Below are 22,025 nucleotides of genomic sequence, written 5' to 3' on the forward strand. Positions count from 1 at the left end.
GATTACAGCGACTTCGCGACGAGGCCGATGAGGTCGGCCAGACGGTTGGAGTAGCCCCACTCGTTGTCGTACCACGAGGCGACCTTGACCTGCTTGTCGATGACCTTGGTCAGCGGCGCGTCGTAGATCGAGGAGTACGGGTCGGTCACGATGTCGGTGGAGACGATCGGATCGTGGTTGACCTTCAGGATGCCCTTCATCGGGCCGTCCGCGGCGGCCTGCATGGCGGCATTGATCTCGTCGATCGACGCGGCCTTGGCCAGGTCCACGGTGAGGTCGGTGATGGAGCCGGTCGGGACCGGCACGCGCAGCGCGTAACCGTCCAGCTTGCCCTGCAGTTCGGGCAGCACCAGGCCGATGGCCTTGGCGGCGCCGGTGCCGGTGGGCACGATGTTCAGGGCGGCGGCGCGGGCGCGACGCAGATCCTTGTGCGGGGCGTCCTGCAGGTTCTGGTCCTGGGTGTAGGCGTGGACCGTGGTCATGAGGCCGCGCTCGATGCCGAACGAGTCGTGCAGCACCTTGGCGATCGGGCCGAGGCAGTTGGTGGTGCAGGACGCGTTCGAGATGATGTTCTGCGAGCCGTCGTACTTGTCGTCGTTCACGCCCATCACGATGGTGATGTCCTCATCGGTGGCGGGCGCGGAGATGATGACCTTCTTGGCGCCGGCGGCGAGGTGGCCCTTGGCCTTGGCGGCATTGGTGAAGATGCCGGTGGACTCGACGACCACATCGACGCCCAGGTCGCCCCACGGCAGCGCCGCCGGGCCTTCCTTGATCTCCAGGGCCTTGATCCGCTGATCGCCCACGACGATGTAATCGCCGTCGAGCGACACGTCCTGCGGCAGGCGGCCGAGGATGGAGTCGTACTTGAGCAGGGTCGCCAGCGTCGCATTGTCGGTGAGGTCGTTGACCGCGACGATTTCGATGTCAGTCTGGCCGAGCGCCTTCTGCGCCTCGACCGCCCTGAAGAAGTTGCGTCCGATACGGCCGAAGCCGTTGATGCCTACCCGGACAGTCACGTTATCGCTCCTCAGCTTTCAAGCGGATCGTTTCCGTTGCACCTGACACCCTAGCCCCGTCCGGAAACACGTCCGACACGCCCCTGTCACTGGTGAGCTGGGCATGTCACAAAATAATCTCGGTCGCGGTGAGGTTTTTCCTGTGCGAATGACCAATTGTCATGTGCTCCAGGAACAGCAGCGAACCCCCGGCATCGCATGCGCGGGGGTTCGCCGCCGATCAGGCCTCTTCCAGCAGTTCCGCCGTCACGGCGGACTCTGTGTCTGGGATACCCAGTTCCTTGGCCCGCCGATCGGCCATCGACAGCAGGCGGCGAATGCGCCCCGCCACAGCGTCTTTGGTCATCGGCGGATCGGCCAGCTGGCCGAGTTCCTCCAGCGACGCCTGCCGGTGCAGGACGCGCAGCTTGCCGGCGGCGGCCAAGTGGTCGGGCACATCGTCGCCCAGTATTTCCAGCGCGCGCTCGACGCGGGCGGCCGCGGCAACCGCGGCGCGCGCCGACCGGCGCAGGTTGGCGTCGTCGAAGTTCGCCAGCCGGTTGGCCGTCGCGCGGACCTCGCGGCGCATGCGCCGTTCCTCCCACGTGAGCCGGGTGTCCTGCGCGCCCATGCGGGTGAGCAGGGCGCCGATGGCCTCGCCGTCGCGCACCACCACGCGGTCGGTGCCGCGCACCTCCCGGGCCTTGGCCGAGATGCCCATGCGGCGGGCCGCGCCGACCAGCGCCAGGGCGGCCTCCGGACCGGGGCAGCTCACCTCCAGCGCGGAGGAGCGGCCCGGTTCGGTGAGCGAGCCGTGCGCGAGAAACGCTCCGCGCCACGCGGCTTCGGCATCACCGATGCTGCCGCCGACGACCTGCGCGGGCAGGCCCCGCACGGGGCGGCCGCGCACATCGAGCAAACCGGTCTGGCGGGCCAGCGCCTCGCCTTCCTTGGAAACACGCACCACGTACCGGGAGGTTTTCCGGAGCCCACCCGCACCGAGAACATGCACATCCGAGCCGTATCCGTACAGCTCGAAGATTTCCCGGCGCAGCCGACGCGCGATGGAACCCATGTCCACCTCGGCCTCGACGATCACCCGACCGCCGACGATGTGCAATCCACCGGCGAACCGCAGTAGTGCGGACAGCTCCGCTTTGCGCGAGCTCACCTGAGATACGGTGAGCCGGCTCAGCTCGTCCTTCACTTCCGCTGTCATCGCCACGAGACGCGCTCCTTTCCACCCAAACCGGACCGCACACGTTGGCTCATATGCCGTCCTTCGACTCGAAGCCCTGCCAATTCCGGCCGAGGTTGCCGGATCACCTGATCCAGTGCGGCGGCAAGCTTTCCGGGGTGGTGCCGGTCCGTCCCCGCCTCGGCGACATCAGCGAAGGTTACTCGTGCTCGCAGCTGTTCGGCAGCTCTTGCCACATGTTCGCGTTCCCTACCCTCGGGTACGGAACCCGAGTCGACCAGAACATGGTCGACTGTGAAATCCGGTGCGTGCTGGGACAATACATGCAGATGCCGTTCGGCGGAGAATCCGGCCGTTTCGCCCGGTTCCGCAGCGAGGTTGAGCACCAGCACTTTCCGCGCCCGGGTATGAAGCAGAGCTTCGTGCAATTCGGGCACGAGGAGATGGGGAATGACGCTGGTGAACCAGCTTCCCGGCCCCAGCACAACGACATCCGCGTGCTCGATCGCCGAGGTCGACTCGGGGCACGCGGGCGGATCCGAGGGAATCAACCGCACCCGGCGCACCTTGCCCGGTGTGGTCGCGACGGCCACCTGACCTCGGATGCAGCGGCTCACCCGCGGATCGCCTTCCAGCCCGGCCACATCCGCCTCGATGGTGAGCGCGATGGGCGACATGGGCAGCACCCGGCCGGTGATGCGCAGCATCCGGCCGACCTCGTCGAGCGCGGCCACCGGGTCGCCCAATTCCTCTGTCAACCCGGCCAGAATCAGATTGCCCACCGAATGCCCGGCCAGTGCTCCGGAGCCGCCGAAGCGATGCTGGATGGTGCGCGCCCACACGCCGTCGGTCTCTTCGGCCAAGGCCGCGAGAGCCATTCGAAGATCACCGGGGGGCAGCATGCCGAGCTCGGCGCGTAGCCGGCCCGAGGAGCCGCCGTCATCGGAGACCGTGACCACCGCGGTGATCTTGCGGGTCAGCCGCCGCACCGCCGACAGCGTGGCGTACAGCCCGTGCCCGCCGCCCAGCGCGACAATGGCCGGATTCGCTTCGCGCTCACTCATTCCCGCCCCAAATCCCGATGGACCACGCGCACCACGTCGGCCGCCCCGTTGTTCGCGGCCGCGCCGAGCAGCTCGCCCAGCGCCTCGGCTATCGCCACACTGCGGTGCTTGCCACCGGTACAGCCCACTGCCACGGTCATGTATCGCTTCCCCTCTTGGCGGTAGCCCTCGGTCGTGAGGTCGATGAGGTGCCGGCCCGTGCTCAGATAATCCTGGGCACCCGGGCGCGACAGCACGTACTCACTGACCGCGGCATCCTGTCCGGTCTGTTCGCGGAGTTCCGGCACCCAATGCGGATTGGGCAGGAAACGCAAATCCAACACCATATCCGCGTCCAGTGGTACTCCGTACTTGAAACCGAACGATTGGATTGTGAGCTGCAGAGCGGTCGGCGCGTCCCCGCCGTAAGCCTCCTCCATCTTCCGATGCAGCTGATGGATCGATAGTTCGGTGGTGTCGATGACCAGGTCCGCGGCCGTCTTCACCGAGGCCAGGCGCTCGCGTTCGGCCGCGATGCCCGCGGTCAGCGTGCCGTCCGCGCTCTCGCCCTGCAGCGGATGGCGACGCCGCGCGAAACCATAGCGGCGAATCAGCACATCATCACTGGCTTCCAGAAAAAGAATGCGAGTGCGCACCCCGGCGGACCGCAATTGCTCGGTGACGGCCGAGAGATTCCCGGTGAAGAAGCGGCTGCGCACATCCATGACCACGGCCAGTTTCCGGATCGGCGGTTGCGCGCTCTCCCCGAGTTCGACCATGCGGCCGATCAGTTCGGGCGGCAGATTGTCGGTGACGTAGTACCCGAGATCCTCGAGCACCTTGGCGGCCGTGCCGCGACCGGCGCCGGAGAGCCCGGTGACGATGACGACCTCCACGGGCGTTTGCTGTGGATCACCGATATCGGTTGTGCTGCTGCTGTTTTCGACCGCATTATTGCTGGCTTCGACGCGCGTCATGTCCTACCGGGTTCGTTTCTGGGTTTCCGTCGATCATCCTGCACCGATGCCGCATTCCGCGGCAGACACACGCGGGAGGCGAGACACAGTTCCGATTCTCCCTCCCGACCTGCACAGACGGCGTGTCGCGATTCATCCTCTCGGCGTGTCGCGCGGCTCGGCGTGCACAGCCTACCTGCCGGAGGGCGTTGTGCCCCGGCATGCAGAGGTCTACCCCGAAACCTGCCGGTTATTCGGCGTCGCGGGCGGCGAGTTCGTCCGGATTCAAGGCGGAGAGCACGGCTTTTGCCGTGGCGACCCCGATGCCGGGGACCTGGGTGATCTCCTCCACAGTCGCCTTCTTCAGCTTGGCCACCGAACCGAAGTGGGTGACCAGCGCGGTCTTGCGGGTCGCGCCGAGGCCGGGCACCGCGTCCAGGGCGGAGGCCGTCATGCGGCGCGAGCGCTTGCTGCGGTGAAAGGTGATGGCGAAGCGGTGCGCCTCGTCGCGGACCCGCTGCAGCAGATACAGCGATTCACTGGTGCGCGGCATGATGACCGGATCGGGCTCATTGGGCACCCACACCTCTTCCAGGCGCTTGGCCAGGCCGATCACCGCGACATCGGTGATGCCGAGCTCGTCGAGCACCTCGGCCGCGGCGTTCACCTGGGGCGCGCCACCGTCGACGACGTAGAGGTTGGGCGGGTAGGCGAAGCGGCGCGGCCGGCCGGTCCTGGGGTCGATGCCGGGCAGACCGGGATCCAGCGCCTCATCGGATTCCGTTGCCCCCGAACCGGATTCCAGATCCGCGGCCTCGGCGGCGTCGATATCGCGGCGCAGTTTCGCGAAGCGCCGGCGCGTCACTTCCGCAATGCTGCCGACGTCGTCGGAGCGGCCCTCCCCCGCCGCCTCCTTGATGGTGTAGTGCCGGTAGTCGGACTTGCGCGGCAGCCCGTCCTCGAACACCACCAGCGAGGCCACCACATCGGTGCCCTGCACATGGGAGATGTCCACGCACTCGATGCGCAGCGGGGCGCTGTCGAGTTCGAGGGCGTCCTGAATCCCCTGCAGCGCCTCCGAGCGCGCGGTCAGATCGCCCGCCCGCTTGAGCTTGTGCTGGGCGAGGGCCTCCTGCGCATTGCGCTGCACGGTCTCGGCGAGGGCCTTCTTGTCCCCCCGCTGCGGCACCCGCAGCTGCACCGCCGATCCGCGCAGCCCGGACAGCCACTGCTGCACCTGCTCGGCGTCATCGGGCAGCGCCGGCACCAGCACCTCGCGCGGCACCACCGTGCCCGCGCCGTCCTCGCCGGTCTGGGCGGCGATGGCGGACTGCTCGCCGTAGAACTGGGTCAGGAACTGCTCGACCAGGGCGGGCACCTCGCCGCCGGCTTCCACATCGTCGATGGCGTCGCCGGACTTGTCGACCACCCAGCCGCGCTGACCGCGCACCCGGCCATTGCGGACGTGGAAGATCTGCACGGCCACTTCCAGCTCGTCGATGGCGAAGGCGATCACATCGGCGTCGGTGCCGGTGCCCAGCACCACGGCCTGCTTCTCCAGGGCCCGGCGCAGCGCCTGCACATCGTCGCGCAGCCGGGCGGCGGTCTCGAAGTCGAGCTCCTCGGCCGCGGCGTGCATGCGCCGTTCCAGCTCCTTGACCAGGCGGTCGGTCTTGCCGGAGAGGAAGTCGCAGAAGTCCTCCACGATCTGTCGATGCTCGGCGGCGTCGACCCGGCCGATGCAGGGCGCGGAGCACTTGTCGATGTAGCCGAGCAGGCAGGGACGCCCGATCTGGCTGTGCCGCTTGAAGACTCCGGCCGAACAGGTGCGCACCGGGAACACCCGCAGCAGCAGATCGAGGGTCTCGCGAATCGCCCAGGCGTGGGCGTAGGGGCCGAAGTAGCGCACGCCCTTCTTGCGCGCGCCCCGGTAGACGAACACCCGCGGGTATTCCTCGTTGAGGCTGACCGCCAGCACCGGATAGGACTTGTCGTCGCGATACCGCACGTTGAAGCGCGGATCGAACTCCTTGATCCAGTTGTATTCCAGCTGCAGCGCTTCCACTTCGGTGGACACCACGGTCCACTCCACGCCGGCCGCGGTGGTCACCATCTGGCGGGTGCGCGGATGCAGCGACGCCACATCGGCGAAGTACGAGTTCAACCGGCTCCGCAGGCTTTTCGCCTTGCCGACGTAGATGACCCGCTTGTGCACGTCCCGGAACTTGTACACACCGGGTTCGACGGGAATGGTGCCCGGCGCGGGCCGGTACGTCGCGGGATCTGCCACGCCACCAGGTTAACGAGCCGCTCCGACAAGCCGCCGACACGGCCGGGAACGCGCCACGCCGCAGGGCCTCATCCGGAACGGCCGTGGCGACGAAGGTATCGGCAAGATCAGCGCACAGATGAGGAGTTGCACCATGATCCGCCTTCGCCGTCGCCGCCGGTCCCTCGCGATCGGGTCCGCCCTGAGCCTGGCGGCCGCCGCGCTGGTGGCCGTATCCATGCCGGCGGCCGCCGACTCCGACGGGTCGATCTTCGTGTACGGGGATTACCTGAAGCACGAATCGCCGCTCATCCTCTGCGGCGGCAAGACGCCGGTCAAGACGACGCTCGCCTGACCGCCGCCCCGCGACCGGCGCTGCTGTCCGGCTGCCCTGGTGAACACGGTCGGCTCGATCGGGCGGACGCGCGCCACGCCGAGGCGGTCTGCGGGGCGTAATTCGGCGCCGGAGGTCCGCGCGCGGTCAGTATGGGACGACCTGTCATTGGACGATCGGCATTGCACACGAGGGGAGCACCACCAGATGATTTCCCGTTTTCGACTGCGTCACCGGTTCGTCGCCGTCGGCTCGGCGGTGGGCCTGAGCGCGGTCGGGCTGGTCGCGGTCGCGGCGCCGTCCCAGGCCTTCACCCACGGCGAGGGCTGCCGGATCGACCGCACGCTCGACACGGCCACCTTCTTCTGTACCGACACCGAGAACTGGTACGCGGCGGTGGTGCGCTGCGCCGGCTACCGCCAGGTCGGCCGCGGGGTGCAGCAGCCCACCTACATCGTGGGCGATTCGATCCGGCCGTTCATTCCGCTCACCGTCGAATGCACCGGCCAGGGACGGCAGGGCATCGTGCTCGACTACTGGCTCGACGGCCCGTTCTGAGCCGTCGCCGCGGCGGGATCGGATGCCGCGGCGATGCTCCGGCCCGTCGCACATTCGGCCGCGGTCGTGCCGTCGACCGCGGCCGAGTGCTGCTCACGCCGACAGGCGGGAATGCAGGACCGCGCCGAGCGCGGGCGCGAGATCACCGCGCTCGCCGACCTCGATGGTGTCGAGCTCGAGCCAGTCCGCCAGCTCGCGCAGGGATTGCGCGAGTTCGGCTGCGACCCTGGCGATATCGCGTCCGGGTTCGGCGAACGCGCCCGGTACGAGCAGGCGGCCGGTGCCGCGTTCGGCGCGCAGGTCCACGCGGGCGACCAGTTCGCCGTCGAGCAGGAACGGGAAGACGTAATAGCCGTGCACGCGTTTGTGTTCCGGCGTGTAGATCTCGATGCGGTAGTGAAAATCGAAGAGCCGCTCGGTGCGGGCCCGGAAGAAGATGAGCGGATCGAACGGGCACAGCAGCGCCGCGCCCGATACCCGGCGCGGGGTGCGGGCCTCGGCATGCAGATAGGCGGGCTTGTCCCAGCCCGCGACCGCCACCTGCTCCAACTCCCCCGCGTCGAGCAGATCCGCGATGGCGGGCTCGGTCTGCTTGCGGGTCAGCCGGTAGTAGTCCCGCAAATCGGTCTCGGTGCCGATGCCGTGCGCACTCGCGGCCCGCCGGACCAGTTCGCGCACGGCCTCGGTCTCATCCAGTGTGCGGGTGCGCACATCCTCGGGGATGACCCGTTCGGCGAGGTCGTAATGCCGCTGGAAGCCAACGCGTTTGGGCACGGTCAACTCCCCCGCCGCGAACAGCGCCTCGCACACGACCTTGGTATCGCTGTAGTTCCAGCCCCAATTGTCCTTGGCGCGTGGACGATCCAGCTCCAGATGGCGCTCCACCTCGCCGGCGGTACTAGCGCCGAACTCGGCGATCACGCCGAGCACGTCCTCGGCCAGGCGCGGATTGCGCTGGTAGACCTCCCGCATCCCGTTCCAGCGCCCGGTGCGGTACTGCGCCATGCGCCAGCGCATGAGCGACCAGTCCTCCACCGGCAGCAGCGCCGCCTCGTGCGCCCAGTACTCGACCAGTTTGCGCGGGCGGCGGGCACTGTGGCTCCAGGCCGCCTCGTCCAGCAGCGCGCGGTCGTACGCGCCGATCCGCGCGAACACCGGCGAGTAGTGCGCGCGCACGACGGCGGAGACCGAATCCAGCTGCAGCAGTCGCGTGCTGTCGAGCACCTTCATGACCGTGCGGCGGGTGGGCGGGCCGCTGGGCCGGGTGGCGGCGAAGCCCTGGGCGGCGAGCGCAATGCGACGCGCCGCGGCGACGGTCAACGTGCGGGTCGGGGTCGGAGAAATCGGCACACTCGAACCATGCCATGCCGCACCGACAGGCGGACCCGCTCGCTGCCGGCGCGAACCTGCCGAATCGAGGCACGCAACCACGTCCGACCAGCGATCAAGTTCGATACACTCGTGTATCGAGTTTCTACAACGCGAGGGAAAGCATGATCGAGAACCCGGATGTCATCGTCGTCGGCGCCGGTCTGGCCGGTCTCGTCGCCACCCATGAGCTGGTCAAGGCCGGCCGGCGGGTGCTCATCCTGGACCAGGAGAACCGGGCCAATCTGGGCGGTCAGGCGTTCTGGTCGCTGGGCGGGCTGTTCTTCGTGGACAGCCCGGAACAGCGGCGGCTCGGTGTGAAGGATTCGCTGGAGCTGGCCCTGCAGGACTGGTTCGGCTCGGCCGGCTTCGACCGCGCGGACGAGGACAGCTGGGCCCGGCAGTGGGCGCGCGCCTATGTCGAGTTCGCGGCCACCGAGAAGCGGCGGTATCTGCACGATCTCGGACTGCGGGTGACCCCGCTGGTCGGCTGGGCCGAGCGCGGCGGCGCCACCGCCGACGGGCACGGCAATTCGGTGCCGCGGTTCCATCTCACCTGGGGCACCGGGCCGGAGGTGGTGCGGGTGTTCCTGGAGCCGGTGCTCGCCGCGGAAAAGCGCGGGCAGGTCGGATTCGCCTTCCGGCACCGGGTCGACGAACTGGTGGTCGAGGGCGATGCCGTCACCGGGGTGCGCGGCAGCGTGCTCGAACCCTCCGAGGCCGAGCGCGGGGTGAAGTCCTCACGAGAGATCGTGGGCGAGTTCGAGTTCGGGGCCCGGGCGGTCGTCGTGTCCTCCGGCGGCATCGGCCACAATCACGAACTCATTCGCCGCAATTGGCCGGTGGACCGGCTGGGACCGTGCCCGGAGTACATGATCTCCGGCGTGCCCGCGCACGTGGACGGGCGCATGCTGGCCATTTCCGAGGCCGCCGGCGGGCGCATCGTGAACCGGGATCGCATGTGGCACTACACCGAAGGCATTCACAACTGGGATCCGATCTGGCCCGACCACGCCATCCGCATCATTCCCGGACCGTCCTCGCTGTGGTTCGACGCCAATGGAAAGCGGCTGGCCGCACCGTGTTTCCCGGGTTTCGACACCAATGCCACCATGAAGGAGATCCTGTCGACCGGATACGACTACTCCTGGTTCATCCTGACGCAGTCGATCATCGAGAAGGAGTTCGCGCTCTCCGGATCGGAGCAGAATCCGGATATCACCGGCAAGGATCTCAAGCTCACGCTCAAGAGCCGGGTGGCCAAGGGCGCGCCCGGGCCGGTGGAGGCGTTCAAGAAGCACGGCGTGGATTTCGTGGTGGCGGACGGCCTTCCGGAGCTGGTGGCCGGTATGAACAAGATCGCCCGGGGCCCGCATCTGGACCTCGCCGAGATCGAGCGCCAGATCGTGGCGCGCGACCGGGACGTCGAGCACAAGTTCAGCAAGGACGCCCAGCTCATGGCGATCGGCAATGCCCGGCGCTATGTGGGCGACAAGCTGGGCCGGGTCGCCACCCCGCACAAGATCCTGGATCCCGCGCACGGCCCGCTCATCGCGGTGCGGCTCAATATCCTCACCCGAAAGACGCTGGGCGGCTTGCAGACCAACCTGGACTCCCAGGTGATGCGCCCGGACGGCACCCCGTTCCCGGGCCTCTATGCCGCGGGCGAGGTCGCCGGATTCGGCGGCGGCGGCGTGCACGGCTACAACGCCCTGGAAGGCACGTTCCTCGGCGGCTGCATCTTCTCCGGCCGCGCGGCCGGAAAGGCGCTGGCGCGCACGCTGGACCGATGAATCGGGTCGCCGTCAGGCGGTGACGAACCAGCGGTAGCACTCGCGGCGCAGCAGCAGCGCCAGCACGACGCCGGAGGCCATCACGCCGAACAGGACGGTGAACGGTCCCACGCCGGTGGGCATTTCGGCCGAGACCAGGGTGAAGATGCCGTGAAAGGCTTGCAGGCTGGCCAATCCGAGCGCGGCGATCCAGATCCACCGGGAGCGGAGGCCGAAAAGCAGTGCGACGCCGCCGATCGCCCACGCGGCGAAGAAGTGCAGGATGCTGCCGAAGGCACTGGTCAGGCCGTCGGTTATGGAGATGAGGCCGTGCAGGATCGCGAATCCCGTTGCCGCCAGGGCGGCGTACCGGGTTTCGCGGACCTGTGCGGGGACCGTGATCTCGAAACCATTACCCGCCGACGAGGTTTCCACCCCTTCGGCCGTAGGCGCATGCGAAGTCACAGCACTCCTCATCGAGTATCTGGTTACGCGCCCCCTGCGAACGCGCTGCACCCGACGCTAACCAAATGTTTCGATTCCGGACAATCTGCGCAGCGAAGTTATGACCATGGCCACAGGCGATAGCAGGCCCGCGTAAGCAGTGATCGCGAACACGAAACGGCCGTGCACGAATTCCGTGCACGGCCGCCGTGACAGCGTGAAACTACTTGTCGTCCCGCGGAATCGGCGGGATCACCGGGAATTCACCGGTATAGCCCTCGCGCATCTTGGCGATCGCCAGCACCCGCGGGCTCGCGAACTTCCAGCCGATGGCGAGCGCCGGGATGATGAGGACCAGGCTGGCGACCGTCCAGGTGCCGACCGGCTTGTCGAAGGCCATGAGCACCAGCACCGCGAAAAGGAAGATCAGCGTGGCGATTCCGGTGTACGGAGCCCCGGCCATCCGGAACGCGGGCCGCTGCGCCTGCCCCTGCTTCCACAGCCACCACAGCTTCAGCTGGCACAGCACAATGGTGGCCCAGGACGCCAGAATGCCCAGCGAGGCCACATTCAGCACGATTTCGAAGGCCTGCGACGGAACGATGTAATTCAGCCAGATGCCGAACAGCGCGATGGCGCTGGTGAGCAGAATGCCGCCATAGGGCACACCGGATTTCGACATGCGCGCGGTGAATTTGGGTGCGCTGCCGTTCATGGCCATCGAGCGCAGAATGCGGCCGGTCGAATACAGGCCCGCGTTCAGGCTGGAGAGCGCGGCGGTGAGCACCACGAAGTTCATGATCGAACCCATGTGCGCGACACCGAGTTTGCCGAAGAAGGTGACGAACGGGCTCTCCCCCGCCTTGTAGGCGGTGTAGGGCAGCAGCAGCGCCAGCAGGATCACCGAACCGCAGTAGAACAGCGCGATACGCATGATCACCGAGTTGATGGCGCGCGGCATGATCTTGGCCGGATTCTCGGTCTCACCGGCCGCGATACCGACCATTTCGACTGCGGCGTAAGCGAACACGACGCCCGAGGTGACCACCACCAGCGGCAGGATGCCGGTCGGGAACCAGCCCCCGGCCTCGCTCACCATCCGGAATCCGGTCTCCTGACCGTCGATCTCGAAGCGCCCGGCCAGGAAGACCGTGCCCACGATGAGGAAGGTGACCAGGGCGACGACCTTGATCATGGCCGCCCAGAACTCCATCTCGCCGAACCACTTCACCGAGGCCAGGTTGATGGCGAGCACGATGACCAGCGCGCCGAGCGCCAGGATCCACTGGGCGATGGGCTCGAACGGCCCCCAGTAGTGCAGATAGGTGGCGATGGCGGTGGTGTCCACGATGCCGGTCATGGACCAGTTCAGGAAGTACATCCACCCGGCGACGAAAGCCGCTTTCTCCCCGAAGAATTCGCGCGCATAGGAGACGAACGAACCCGAGGACGGGCGGTGCAGCACCAGCTCGCCGAGGGCGCGCAGGATGAAGAAGACGAAGACACCGCAGATCAGGTACACCAGGAACAGCGACGGCCCGGCATTGGCCAGGCGTCCGCCGGCTCCCAGGAACAGGCCGGTGCCGATGGCGCCGCCGATGGCGATCATCTGCAATTGCCGAGGCTTGAGGGCTTTGTGATAGCCACTGTCCTCGGCAGTAAGGTTCGTGGCCTTTGTCCGGATCTCGGTCATTCGCCGGTTAACCCTCCGCAATCGTGTATTGAGGCGAACAGAGAGTACCTTGCCATGTGCTGAGAACCATATCGGCGCTCCGAGCTGGGCAACTCTTGACAAAACAGCACCTGTCATGCTGTCTGACAGCACAGTTTGTCTAGATAGCGGGCGCGACGCTCCATCCGCCCAGGTCCGCCGCATGCGGACATCGGACCCGATTCGGACCCGCAAAGCCCCCGCCCGGCCCGCGTCCCGGCGCTAGAGTCCGATCATGAGGCGCACGCGACGGCACACCTGGGGCGGCGCGGCCGCCGCCCTGCTGATCACCCTCGGACTCGCCACCGCCTGTGGCTCGGACACCGAATCCGGTGCGGCCTCGTGTGTGACCGGACCCAATGGCGTCGCCATCACCCCGCGCACCACCGCCGCAACCGGCACCACCACCCCGAACCTGAGCCTGCGCCCGGAGATCGCCTCCGGGTACCGCACCGGCATGACCCCGGTGCGCACCGATACCTTCGCCGTCTCCACCGCCAATCCCCTGGCGACCGAGGCGGCCTGCCGGGTGCTGCGCGACGGCGGCACCGCCGCGGACGCCCTCATCGTGGCGCAGACCGTGCTCGGCCTGGTCGAACCGCAGGCCTCCGGCATCGGCGGCGGCGCCTTCCTTCTCTATTACGACGGCGCGACCAAGACGCTCGAGACCTATGACGGCCGCGAGACCGCGCCCAGCGGCGCCACCCAGGACTATCTGCGCTGGATCAGCGACACCGACCGCACCGCACCGCAACCCAATGCGCGCGCCAGCGGCCGCTCCATCGGGGTTCCGGGGGTGCTGCGGCTGCTCGAACTGGCCCACCGCGAGCACGGCAAGCAGCCCTGGCGGGATCTGTTCGGCCCGGCCATCGCCCTGGCCGATCAGGGCTTCGAGATCAGCCCTCGGCTGGCGGGCCAGATCGCGGAATCCGCAACGGATCTCGCGCGCGACGAGGCCGCCCGCGCCTACTTCCTGCAGGGCGACAACAGCCCGAAACCCGCCGGGACCACGCTGACCAATCCGGCCTACGCCAAGACCCTCGGCGCGCTCGCCGCGGACGGGGCGGACGCCTTCTACACCGGGGCCATCGCCGACGCCATCGTGGCCGCCGTGGCCGACGCCTCCGGCGGCCGCACGCCCGGCGTGGTCTCGGCGGCGGATCTGGCTGCCTACCAAGCGAAGAAGCGCGAGCCGGTGTGCGCGCCGTACCGCACCCACGAGATCTGCGGCATGCCCAACCCGTCCTCCGGCGGCATTACGGTCGCGGCGGCGCTGGGCATCCTGTCCAACTTCGATCTCGCCGCCCTCGCTCCCGCCAATGCCTCCGGCGACACCGATCCGGCGCGCAATGGCGGCAAGCCGACCGCGGAGGCCGTGCACCTCATCTCCGAGGCCGAGCGGCTCGCCTACGCCGACCGCAACAAGTACATCGCCGACTCGGATTTCATTCCGCTGCCGGGTAATTCACCGAAAGCGCTGCTCGACCCGAAGTATCTGAAGGAACGCGCCAATCTGATCGATCCGCTGCGCAGCATGGGCACCGCCAAGCCCGGCGACTTCGGCCCGGTCCCCCTCGGCTCCGGCCCGCAGCCGCCCGAGCACGGCACCAGCCATATCTCGATCATCGATCGGTACGGCAATGCCGCCGCCATGACCACCACCGTCGAATCCGCCTTCGGCTCCTTCAATATGGTCGACGGCTTCATCCTCAACAACCAGTTGACCGACTTCGCCGCCGAACCCGTCGGCGAGGACGGCGCGCTGGTCGCCAACCGCCTGGAACCCAACAAACGCCCCCGCAGCTCCATGGCCCCCACCCTGGTCTTCGACCTCACCCCCGACGGCGCCCGCGGCCCCCTCACCCACGTGACCGGCTCCCCCGGCGGCTCGGTCATCATTCAGTTCGTCATCAAAACCCTGATCTCCATGCTGGATTGGGGCCTGAACCCGCAGCAGGCCGTCTCCTCGGTCTCCTTCGGCGCGGGCAACAGCCCCACCACCAATGTGGGCGGGGAACACCCCGCCATCGACCCCAGCGATAACGGCGATCACGACCCGCTGGTCCAGAAACTCCGCGAGATGGGCCACCAGGTGTCGGTCGCTGCACAAGTCAGCGGCCTGTCCGCCCTGGTCCGCGACGGCAACGGCCTGATCGGCGGCGCGGACCCCCGGCGTGAAGGGGCGGTCCTCGGCGACAATGGCTGACGACGGTTGCCACGCACCAGGCCGCTACGTCGGCTACAGCGGGTGCGCTGCCAGGCATTCCGGGCAGCGCCGATAGGCCGGCGGGAGCGAATCCGACCACGGCAAACCGGGGATGATGCGCCTGGTCGCTCCGCAGCCGGGAAGGTAGTCCGGCGGCATGTGCCAGCGGCTCGCCGTCTTCCACGAACCTCACTCCGGCGCACGGGTTTCGCGGATCGTCGCTGCCCTCGTCGACGGCGCGGAGAAAGACCGCGTACACCACCTCCGGCTCCATAGGCGAATGCTGAGCGAGTAGCCAGAAGGCCCGCTCGTCAGAGACTTTCGACCAGGCGGTTGGTCGAGAGCGCATTCGACCGAGCAGGGCGCAGGCTACCCGCGTCTTCTCAGGTATCGCCGCGCATGCTCCGGTATCGGCCGAGTTCGGCGGATGCGTCCAGCATGGCCAGGCCGCGCCGAGTGAGTCTGCGCTGCCAATCACCGAGGGCCGCGGCCAATGCGTCTGTGCCACCGGCGGTTTTGATCTGCTGGACCACGGCGGCGATGTGGTCCAGCGGATAGCCGCCGCGGCGCAGCAGGTGCGCGAGTTCGGCGTCGCGGATGTCGGTGGCGCGGTAGCGGCGGTACCCGGTCGCCGGATCACGCGCCGGGCCGAGAATCCCGGCGTCCTCCCAGGCGCGCAATGTTGCCGCGGTGAGCCGGAGCCTGTGCGCGAGTTCGCCGATGGTCAGGGCCGCGGCAGTGGGCGCAGGCTCCGCGACAGCGGTTCGCACCGGCCGCTCAGCGGGCGACCCCGGCTCCGCGCCGAGTTCCGACGCGGTCAGGTGGCCGATCGTGTTTCGCACCGCGTCGAGTGTCTCCCGGTCGCGCTGCATCTGGATGTGGCCGCGATCGATGATCAGCAGCATTCGGTCCGGGTCGTCGCGGTGCAGCGCGGTCATGATCTCACCGGCCGCCGCGTGACCGTAGGCCGGAACGAGGGCAAGGAAGGCGCGGAGCGCGGCGGCGTGCACCTCGGTGTAGACCCGGTAGCCGCTGGGCGTTCGCTCGGCGGGCGGGATGAACCCGGCCTGCTCGTAGTTGCGGACCGCTTGGGCCGACAGGCCGTGCTCGCGGGCCAGATCGGATGGTCGCAAGGTTCTCACTGGTTTGAGACTTTACCTGGAATCTGCATGCTCGATACGAAGGAAGTCTCCACCGATTCTTCAACGATACGATTGAGACACATGAGCCGAGACATTCGAGACTTCGTTCCCGCCTCCTGTGAACTGCTGGGCCTGGGTGAATCCACGCATCGGGAACCGGCATCCGCGCTGCTGCGCAACGAGCTGTTCGCGCAGCTGGTCGCACACGGGTTCCGATCCATTGCCCTGGAAACCGATCGGGTCGCCGCGCTGACCGTGGACGACTACGTCCGGGAAGGCATCGGAACCCTCGATTCGGTGCTCGAGACCGGGTTCTCGCACGGCTTCGGCGAGTTCGACGCCAATCGGCGACTGGTCGCCTGGATGCGTGAGCACAACGAGAACCGGCCCCCGGCAGAGCAGTTGACCTTCCACGGCTTCGACGCCGCCATGGAGACCATGAACGTCCCCAGCCCGCGCCGCCATCTCGAATACGCCCGCGACTATCTGAAACTGGATTTCGATTTGGCGAGCCTCACCGGCGCCGACGAACGCTGGAACCGCACCGAGGCCGTACTGGACGCGGCCGAATCGCCCGGTGCGACAGCCGAAGCCGACAAGCTGCGCGTCCTGGCCGATGACATGCTCGTCCAGCTCTACGCCCGCGCCCCGGAACTGATCGCGGCCACCTCGCCCGCCGAATGGGTCAGGGCCGGGACCTATCTCACCGCTGGCCTCGGCCTGCTGCGCTATCACAAGCAGGCCGCGCTGCGCGGATTCGACGACGACACCCGCTGGTCGCGCCTGTCGGGGACCCGGGATGCGCTCATGGCGCAGAATCTCCTGGAGATCCGCGAGCTCGAGGCGCGCCGCGGGCCGACGCTGGTCTTCGCCCACAACCTCCACCTGCAACGGCACCTCAGCACCATGGCCATGGGACCGATGGACCTGGGGTGGCAGAGCGCGGGCGCGGTCGTGGGAGCCCTACTGGGCGAGCGGTACGCCTTCATCGCCGGCAGCCTGGGCCGCAGTGCGGTGCTCGAACTGCCCGAACCCGCCCCGGGCACCTACGAGGACTTCCTCCAAAGCCGTTTCACCACATGGGGTCTGATCCCGCGCACCGCGATCCCCGCCGCGAACACCCGCACCGACACCACCCCGCAGCAGGGCTACTTCCCTCTCGACGCCGCGAACCTGGCGGGGACCGCCGCGGTCCTGCACATCCCCGGCTGAGGGTCAGTCCGGCTGTCCCTCGGTGTATTTCGCGCCCAGCTCGCGGAAGCGGTCCATGGCCGCGGCGGCGCGCATCTTGTCATTGGAGCGGATGGCCATCATGGGGATGTACTCGTCGTGCACGAGTTCCAGTCGCGCCCAGGACTTCTTGTCCGGGAAGGAGATGCCGCGAATATCCTGCCAGCGGAAGACACTATCGCCCAGGATATTGCGCACCGCGACGCCCTGCGCGCCGACCCGCACCCGCGGGCGGGTGAGCATGAGCACGCCACCGGCCAGGAACAGGCCGATCACGGCCATGGCGACCTGATCGGTCACGCGGAAGTTCACGCCGGTGGCGTCGATGCGCAGGAAGATGCCCGCCAGCAGGAAGACCAGGAACAGCACGGCCGCCACAATGCGGGCGGTCATGATGGCGTGGCGGGGCTTGACCTCCAGATCCCACTCGCCGCCCGGCCCGGGGCGGTCCGCCGCCGATTCGGGTTCGTGATCCGACTTCTGTTCCGTGGCAGGCACTTCGGCTTCTCCGGACTTCGACTCGGTGGCGGGCGGGACGTCGGTCGCCGGATCCGTCGGCGCGGGCTTGCGGGGCGGCTCCTCGGAGCCGCCGTCGCGCTTCCAGATCCGGACGACCGGCATATCAGACGGTCTGGCTGAGTTCGCGCAAGGTCAGCGCGGCGTCGAGGGCCGCGGCCGAGGCCTGCTCGCCCTTGTTCTCGATGGAACCGGGCAGGCCGGCGCGGTCGATGGCCTGCTGTTCGGTGTTGACGGTGAGCACGCCATTGGTGACCGGCGTGCTCTCGTCGAGGGACACCCGGGTCAGACCGGCGGTGACCGAATCGCACACGTACTCGAAATGCGGTGTCTCGCCGCGGATCACGACGCCGAGGGCAACCACCGCGTCATGGCTGCGGGCCAGCGCCTGGGCCACGACGGGCAGTTCCATGGCGCCGGCGACCCGGACCACGGTGATATCGGCGACGCCCGCCTCGCGCGCCGTCTTCTCGGCATTGGCGACGAGCGCATCGCAGATCACGGTGTGCCAGCGCGACGCGACAATGCCAAGTTTCAGATCCTTGGCATCCGCGAGCTCGAATGTCGGTACGCCGGTACCGCTCATCGGTAGCCGCCCCTCTCGGTAGTCAGTAGTGCGGTGGGAATCAGTTGGCGGTTTCGCCCAGGTCGAGATCGTCCAGGCCGACCAGGTCGTGGCCCATGCGATCGCGCTTGGTGCGCAGGTAGTGCAGATTGTGCGAGTTGGCGCGCACCGGCATCTGCACGCGCTCGGTGATGGACAGGCCGTAGCCCTCGATGCCCGCGCGCTTGGTCGGGTTGTTGGTCAGCAGCCGCATGGACGAGATGCCCAGATCGGCGAGGATCTGCGCGCCGGTGCCGTAGTCACGGGCGTCGGCGGGCTGGCCGATGGCGAGATTGGCGTCGTAGGTGTCCAGCTGCTGCTCGTCCTGCACCTGGTAGGCCTGCAACTTGTGTAGCAGCCCGATGCCGCGGCCCTCGTGCCCGCGCATGTAGAGGACCACGCCGCGGCCCTCGTCGGCCACCATCTGCAGGGCGGCGTTGAGCTGCGGGCCGCAGTCGCAGCGCAGCGAGCCGAAGACGTCACCGGTGAGGCATTCGGAATGCACCCGGACCAGGACTTCCTCACCCTTGCCATTGGCGCCCGCGATATCGCCCATGACCAGGGCGACGTGCTCGGTGTCGTCGTATTCGCTCTTGTAGCCGATGGCCTTGAAGTCACCGAACTCGGTGGGGATGCGGGCCTCGGCGACACGCTCGACATGCTTCTCGTGCTTGCGCCGCCAGGCGATCATGTCGGCAATGGAGATGAGCGCCAGATCGTGCTCGTCGGCGAAGACGCGCAGCTCCTCGGTGCGCGCCATATCGCCCTCGTTCTTCTGCGAGACGATCTCGCAGATGACGCCGGCGGGGCTGAGCCCGGCCATGCGCGACAGGTCCACGGCGGCCTCGGTGTGGCCGGGGCGGCGCAGCACGCCACCGTCCTTGGCGCGCAAGGGAACCACGTGACCCGGGCGGGTCAGATCATCGGACTTGGCGTTCGGGTCGGCCAGCACGCGCATGGTGGTGGCGCGGTCGGCGGCCGAGATGCCGGTGCTGATGCCCTCGCGCGCGTCCACCGACACGGTGTACGCGGTGCCGTGCTTGTCCTGGTTGACCGCGTACATCGGCGGCAGGCCCAGCCGATCACAGTCGGCGCCGGTGAGCGGCACACAGATATAACCGGAGGTGTATCGGATCATGAAGGCCACGAGCTCGGGGGTCGCCTTCTCCGCCGCGAAGATGAGGTCGCCCTCGTTCTCCCGGCCCTCGTCGTCGACGACGACGACCGCCTTACCGGCGGCGATGTCGGCGACTGCGCGCTCGATGGTGTCGAACCTGGTCACGTCTGCTGTGCTCCATCTCGATTAGGTGCCTACCTACAGTAAGGCAGGTCCGGTGTCCGATTTGCGTCGCCTCCGGGCGCGCCGCCTACTCGCCGCGTTGCTGGAGCCGTTCGACGTACTTGGCGATCACATCGACCTCGAGATTCACGGTGGCGCCGACCGGAGCCGAGCCGAGGGTGGTGAGAGCGCGGGTGGTGGGAATGAGCGAGACCTCGAACCAGTCCCGGGCGCCGTCCGCGGCCGGCGCGTCGGCGAGGCCGAGACCGGAGACGGTGAGCGAGATGCCGTCGACGGTGATGGAGCCCTTCTCCACGACATAGCGGGCGATGCTGTCCGGCAGCGAGATTCGCACGACTTCCCAGTTCTCCGAGGGGGTGCGGGAGAGCACGGTGCCGGTGCCGTCGACATGGCCCTGCACGATGTGGCCGCCGAGCCGGGAGTTGACCGCGGCGGCGCGTTCCAGGTTCACCCGGGAGCCGACGTCCAGGCCGCCGATGCTGGAGCGCTTCAGGGTCTCGGCCATGACGTTCACGGTGAAGGTGTCGCCGTCGACCTTCTCATCGACCACGGTCAGGCAGACGCCGTTGACGGCGATCGAATCACCGTGCCCGGCATCGGAGGTGACCAGGGGGCCGCGAATGGTGAGCCGGGCCGCATCGGCCAGCTGCTCGGTGGCGACGATCTCGCCCAGCTCCTCCACGATGCCTGTGAACATGCCCTGCCTCTCCCTCCGGCCCGCCTGCCGGGCCCGCCGCTTGCGCCAACAGCCCGGACCACCGGCGGTATTCCCGCGGTGAGCGGCTGCTGCCACCAGCCTAACGACGCGCGGTCGTAGGCGACATACGGCCTCGTTCGACGGAGCGTCCGGTACCGGGAGACAGCGGAAGGCGGCGTTTACCCAATTCGCGACTCGCTTACACCAAAATCTTGCGCATCAGCAGAAATGGTCGCAAGATTGTTATGCAGCTGATTCCTACAGTTCAACTTCTCCGCGAGCAGTTCAGCGCAGAACGGTCACCGGCGTCCAGGGCCGCCATTCGGGCCAGGGTACGCGTCGCAGCAAGTCGCACCTAGGGAAGGTTGGACCCCGCGTGGGTCAAATCCGGTTGGAAGACAACATCATTGGGAGTGCAGCGTGACCACGCTTCTCGATTCGACACTGGAAGTTCGCTGTGTGCAGTATCGGCGCGAATTTCATCTGCCGGCATCGATCGATCCGACGTCACGGCACATTCTGCTGGAGATAGGCACTAGGTACGGGGCCATCACCATGCCCGCCGAACTCGGCGAGCGGGTGCAGCAGCGGCTGGCACAAGCCGACCTGGCCGGGCCCGTCGTCCATCATCCGCGGGCGCGGCGCTGGACCTTCATCACCGGTCCCGCGCGCCCGGACCTACTGAGCACCGCGGTCTCGGCGGCGCTGTTCCGGCTCTACGCCACCGTCGCGTGCTCGGGAGCGCAGGTCGTGCTCCCGTCCGCCGATGACGAGCGGACGGGATATCGCACCTGGATCCAATCACCGGATTCGGTGACGGCCGTGCCGCCGCTGGAATCCGTGGTCGAGGCCATCCTCGGTCGCTGAGCTCCTCCGTCATTCCGACGAGAACGGGGTGGGCGGAGCCTGTTCCGGGGTGAGCGGAGCCTATTCGGCAGCCTGTGCGGACTCCACCGCGATCACCTTCTGCCGCAACGCTTCCACGGTGGCGGCCGGGTCGGCGGTGCCGTATACGGCCGAACCGGCGACGAAGCAGTCGATGCCCGCCTCGGCGGCCTGCTCGATGGTGTTCATATTGATGCCGCCGTCGATCTCGACCACCAGGCGCAGCTCGCCGGCGTCGACCAGGCGGCGCACGGTGCGGGCCTTGTCGAGCACGTGCGGAATGAACGACTGTCCGCCGAAACCGGGCTCGACGCTCATCACCAGCAGGGTGTCGAACTCGCGCAGGATCTCGAGGTACGGCTCGATGGGGGTGTTCGGTTTGACCGAAAGACCCGCTTTCGCACCGGCAGCGCGGATATCGCGGGCCACGCCCAGCGGATCATCGGTTGCCTCCGCGTGGAAGGTGACGTTGTAGGCGCCCGCCTCCGCGTAGCCCGGCGCCCACCGCTTCGGATCCTCGATCATGAGGTGGCAGTCGAGCGGAATGTCGGTGGCCTTCAACAGCGACTCCACCACCGGCAGGCCCAGGGTGAGGTTGGGCACGAAGTGGTTGTCCATGACATCGACATGCACCCAGTCGGCCCCCGCGATGGCCTTCACTTCATCGCCGAGACGCGCGAAGTCGGCGGACAGGATGGACGGGGCGATCATCGGCGCGGGCCGCGCGAAAGGGGAGGAAGAGGTGCACACAGGCGGCAGTCTAACGGCATCGTATCGCGACGCGGGGACACCCC

Annotated in this window: 20 protein-coding genes; 6 read left to right on the forward strand and 14 right to left on the reverse strand. The window is 67.9% G+C overall.

The window, feature by feature from the left end; all coding sequences use genetic code 11:
- Positions 1 to 2 precede the first annotated feature (2 nt).
- The 5 genes from gap to uvrC all read right to left on the reverse strand — a co-directional run bounded on the left by gap (position 3) and on the right by uvrC (position 6,485).
- Positions 3 to 1,019, reverse strand: a complete 1,017-nt coding sequence (gap, locus tag ACFVIV_RS05850) for a type I glyceraldehyde-3-phosphate dehydrogenase (RefSeq protein WP_379193628.1) — start codon at positions 1,017 to 1,019, stop codon at positions 3 to 5.
- Positions 1,020 to 1,239: 220 nt separating this feature from the next.
- On the reverse strand, positions 1,240 to 2,223 hold the full coding sequence (gene whiA, locus ACFVIV_RS05855) for a DNA-binding protein WhiA (protein WP_379193629.1): 984 nt from the start codon (positions 2,221 to 2,223) through the stop codon (positions 1,240 to 1,242).
- A complete protein-coding gene (gene yvcK / locus ACFVIV_RS05860) occupies positions 2,214 to 3,260 on the reverse strand; it encodes a uridine diphosphate-N-acetylglucosamine-binding protein YvcK (protein ID WP_379193630.1) in 1,047 nt (348 codons plus the stop codon). Before yvcK ends, whiA begins: the two co-directional genes overlap by 10 nt.
- The gene (gene rapZ, locus ACFVIV_RS05865) at positions 3,257 to 4,216 is read right to left on the reverse strand and encodes an RNase adapter RapZ (RefSeq protein WP_379193631.1); all 960 of its coding nucleotides are present in this window, start codon (positions 4,214 to 4,216) and stop codon (positions 3,257 to 3,259) included. The genes yvcK and rapZ overlap by 4 nt, the downstream gene beginning before the upstream one ends.
- Before the next feature lie 229 nt (positions 4,217 to 4,445).
- Complete coding sequence (uvrC, locus tag ACFVIV_RS05870; protein ID WP_379193632.1) at positions 4,446 to 6,485, reverse strand: excinuclease ABC subunit UvrC; 2,040 nt, start codon at positions 6,483 to 6,485, stop codon at positions 4,446 to 4,448.
- Positions 6,486 to 6,618: 133 nt separating this feature from the next.
- Here uvrC and ACFVIV_RS05875 point away from each other — a divergent pair, with 133 nt between their 5' ends.
- A complete protein-coding gene (locus tag ACFVIV_RS05875) occupies positions 6,619 to 6,819 on the forward strand; it encodes a hypothetical protein (RefSeq protein WP_379193633.1) in 201 nt (66 codons plus the stop codon).
- A 186-nt stretch (positions 6,820 to 7,005) separates the two neighbouring features.
- On the forward strand, positions 7,006 to 7,356 hold the full coding sequence (locus ACFVIV_RS05880; protein WP_379193634.1) for a hypothetical protein: 351 nt from the start codon (positions 7,006 to 7,008) through the stop codon (positions 7,354 to 7,356).
- A 93-nt stretch (positions 7,357 to 7,449) separates the two neighbouring features.
- Here ACFVIV_RS05880 and ACFVIV_RS05885 read toward each other — a convergent pair whose 3' ends face one another.
- Positions 7,450 to 8,706 carry a winged helix-turn-helix domain-containing protein gene (locus ACFVIV_RS05885; protein WP_379193635.1) on the reverse strand — a complete coding sequence of 419 codons (1,257 nt, stop codon included), beginning with the start codon at positions 8,704 to 8,706 and terminating at the stop codon, positions 7,450 to 7,452.
- A gap of 143 nt (positions 8,707 to 8,849) precedes the next feature.
- Between ACFVIV_RS05885 and ACFVIV_RS05890 the strand changes: the two genes are divergently transcribed.
- Positions 8,850 to 10,517: an FAD-binding dehydrogenase gene (locus ACFVIV_RS05890; RefSeq protein ID WP_379193636.1), complete on the forward strand. Its 1,668-nt coding sequence runs from the start codon at positions 8,850 to 8,852 to the stop codon at positions 10,515 to 10,517.
- Between the two features lie 12 nt (positions 10,518 to 10,529).
- Here ACFVIV_RS05890 and ACFVIV_RS05895 read toward each other — a convergent pair whose 3' ends face one another.
- Complete coding sequence (locus tag ACFVIV_RS05895) at positions 10,530 to 10,961, reverse strand: hypothetical protein (RefSeq protein ID WP_379193637.1); 432 nt, start codon at positions 10,959 to 10,961, stop codon at positions 10,530 to 10,532.
- 202 nt (positions 10,962 to 11,163) lie between these two features.
- A complete protein-coding gene (locus ACFVIV_RS05900; RefSeq protein WP_379193638.1) occupies positions 11,164 to 12,633 on the reverse strand; it encodes an amino acid permease in 1,470 nt (489 codons plus the stop codon).
- Positions 12,634 to 12,886: 253 nt separating this feature from the next.
- On the opposite strand from ACFVIV_RS05900, the gene ACFVIV_RS05905 reads away from it, so the two are divergent.
- Positions 12,887 to 14,857, forward strand: a complete 1,971-nt coding sequence (locus ACFVIV_RS05905) for a gamma-glutamyltransferase family protein (RefSeq protein WP_379193639.1) — start codon at positions 12,887 to 12,889, stop codon at positions 14,855 to 14,857.
- 383 nt (positions 14,858 to 15,240) lie between these two features.
- On the opposite strand, the gene ACFVIV_RS05910 is transcribed toward ACFVIV_RS05905, so the two are convergent.
- Positions 15,241 to 15,999 carry a TioE family transcriptional regulator gene (locus ACFVIV_RS05910; RefSeq protein WP_379193640.1) on the reverse strand — a complete coding sequence of 253 codons (759 nt, stop codon included), beginning with the start codon at positions 15,997 to 15,999 and terminating at the stop codon, positions 15,241 to 15,243.
- A gap of 81 nt (positions 16,000 to 16,080) precedes the next feature.
- Between ACFVIV_RS05910 and ACFVIV_RS05915 the strand changes: the two genes are divergently transcribed.
- On the forward strand, positions 16,081 to 17,211 hold the full coding sequence (locus ACFVIV_RS05915) for an erythromycin esterase family protein (RefSeq protein WP_379193641.1): 1,131 nt from the start codon (positions 16,081 to 16,083) through the stop codon (positions 17,209 to 17,211).
- A 3-nt stretch (positions 17,212 to 17,214) separates the two neighbouring features.
- On the opposite strand, the gene ACFVIV_RS05920 is transcribed toward ACFVIV_RS05915, so the two are convergent.
- From ACFVIV_RS05920 to ACFVIV_RS05935, 4 genes are all read right to left on the reverse strand, one after another.
- Positions 17,215 to 17,850, reverse strand: coding sequence for a PH domain-containing protein (locus tag ACFVIV_RS05920; RefSeq protein WP_379193642.1), 636 nt, complete (start codon positions 17,848 to 17,850; stop codon positions 17,215 to 17,217).
- Between the two features lies 1 nt (position 17,851).
- A complete protein-coding gene (gene ribH, locus ACFVIV_RS05925) occupies positions 17,852 to 18,331 on the reverse strand; it encodes a 6,7-dimethyl-8-ribityllumazine synthase (RefSeq protein WP_379193643.1) in 480 nt (159 codons plus the stop codon).
- A gap of 40 nt (positions 18,332 to 18,371) precedes the next feature.
- Complete coding sequence (locus ACFVIV_RS05930) at positions 18,372 to 19,631, reverse strand: bifunctional 3,4-dihydroxy-2-butanone-4-phosphate synthase/GTP cyclohydrolase II (protein WP_379193644.1); 1,260 nt, start codon at positions 19,629 to 19,631, stop codon at positions 18,372 to 18,374.
- A gap of 85 nt (positions 19,632 to 19,716) precedes the next feature.
- Positions 19,717 to 20,346, reverse strand: coding sequence for a riboflavin synthase (locus ACFVIV_RS05935; RefSeq protein WP_379193645.1), 630 nt, complete (start codon positions 20,344 to 20,346; stop codon positions 19,717 to 19,719).
- Positions 20,347 to 20,766: 420 nt separating this feature from the next.
- Here ACFVIV_RS05935 and ACFVIV_RS05940 point away from each other — a divergent pair, with 420 nt between their 5' ends.
- Positions 20,767 to 21,213, forward strand: a complete 447-nt coding sequence (locus ACFVIV_RS05940) for a hypothetical protein (protein ID WP_379193646.1) — start codon at positions 20,767 to 20,769, stop codon at positions 21,211 to 21,213.
- A 60-nt stretch (positions 21,214 to 21,273) separates the two neighbouring features.
- Here ACFVIV_RS05940 and rpe read toward each other — a convergent pair whose 3' ends face one another.
- The gene (rpe, locus tag ACFVIV_RS05945; protein ID WP_379193700.1) at positions 21,274 to 21,942 is read right to left on the reverse strand and encodes a ribulose-phosphate 3-epimerase; all 669 of its coding nucleotides are present in this window, start codon (positions 21,940 to 21,942) and stop codon (positions 21,274 to 21,276) included.
- Positions 21,943 to 22,025: the final 83 nt, after the last annotated feature.

Source organism: Nocardia sp. NPDC127526 (genome assembly GCF_042672265.1).
In the GTDB taxonomy this organism is placed as follows: domain Bacteria; phylum Actinomycetota; class Actinomycetes; order Mycobacteriales; family Mycobacteriaceae; genus Nocardia.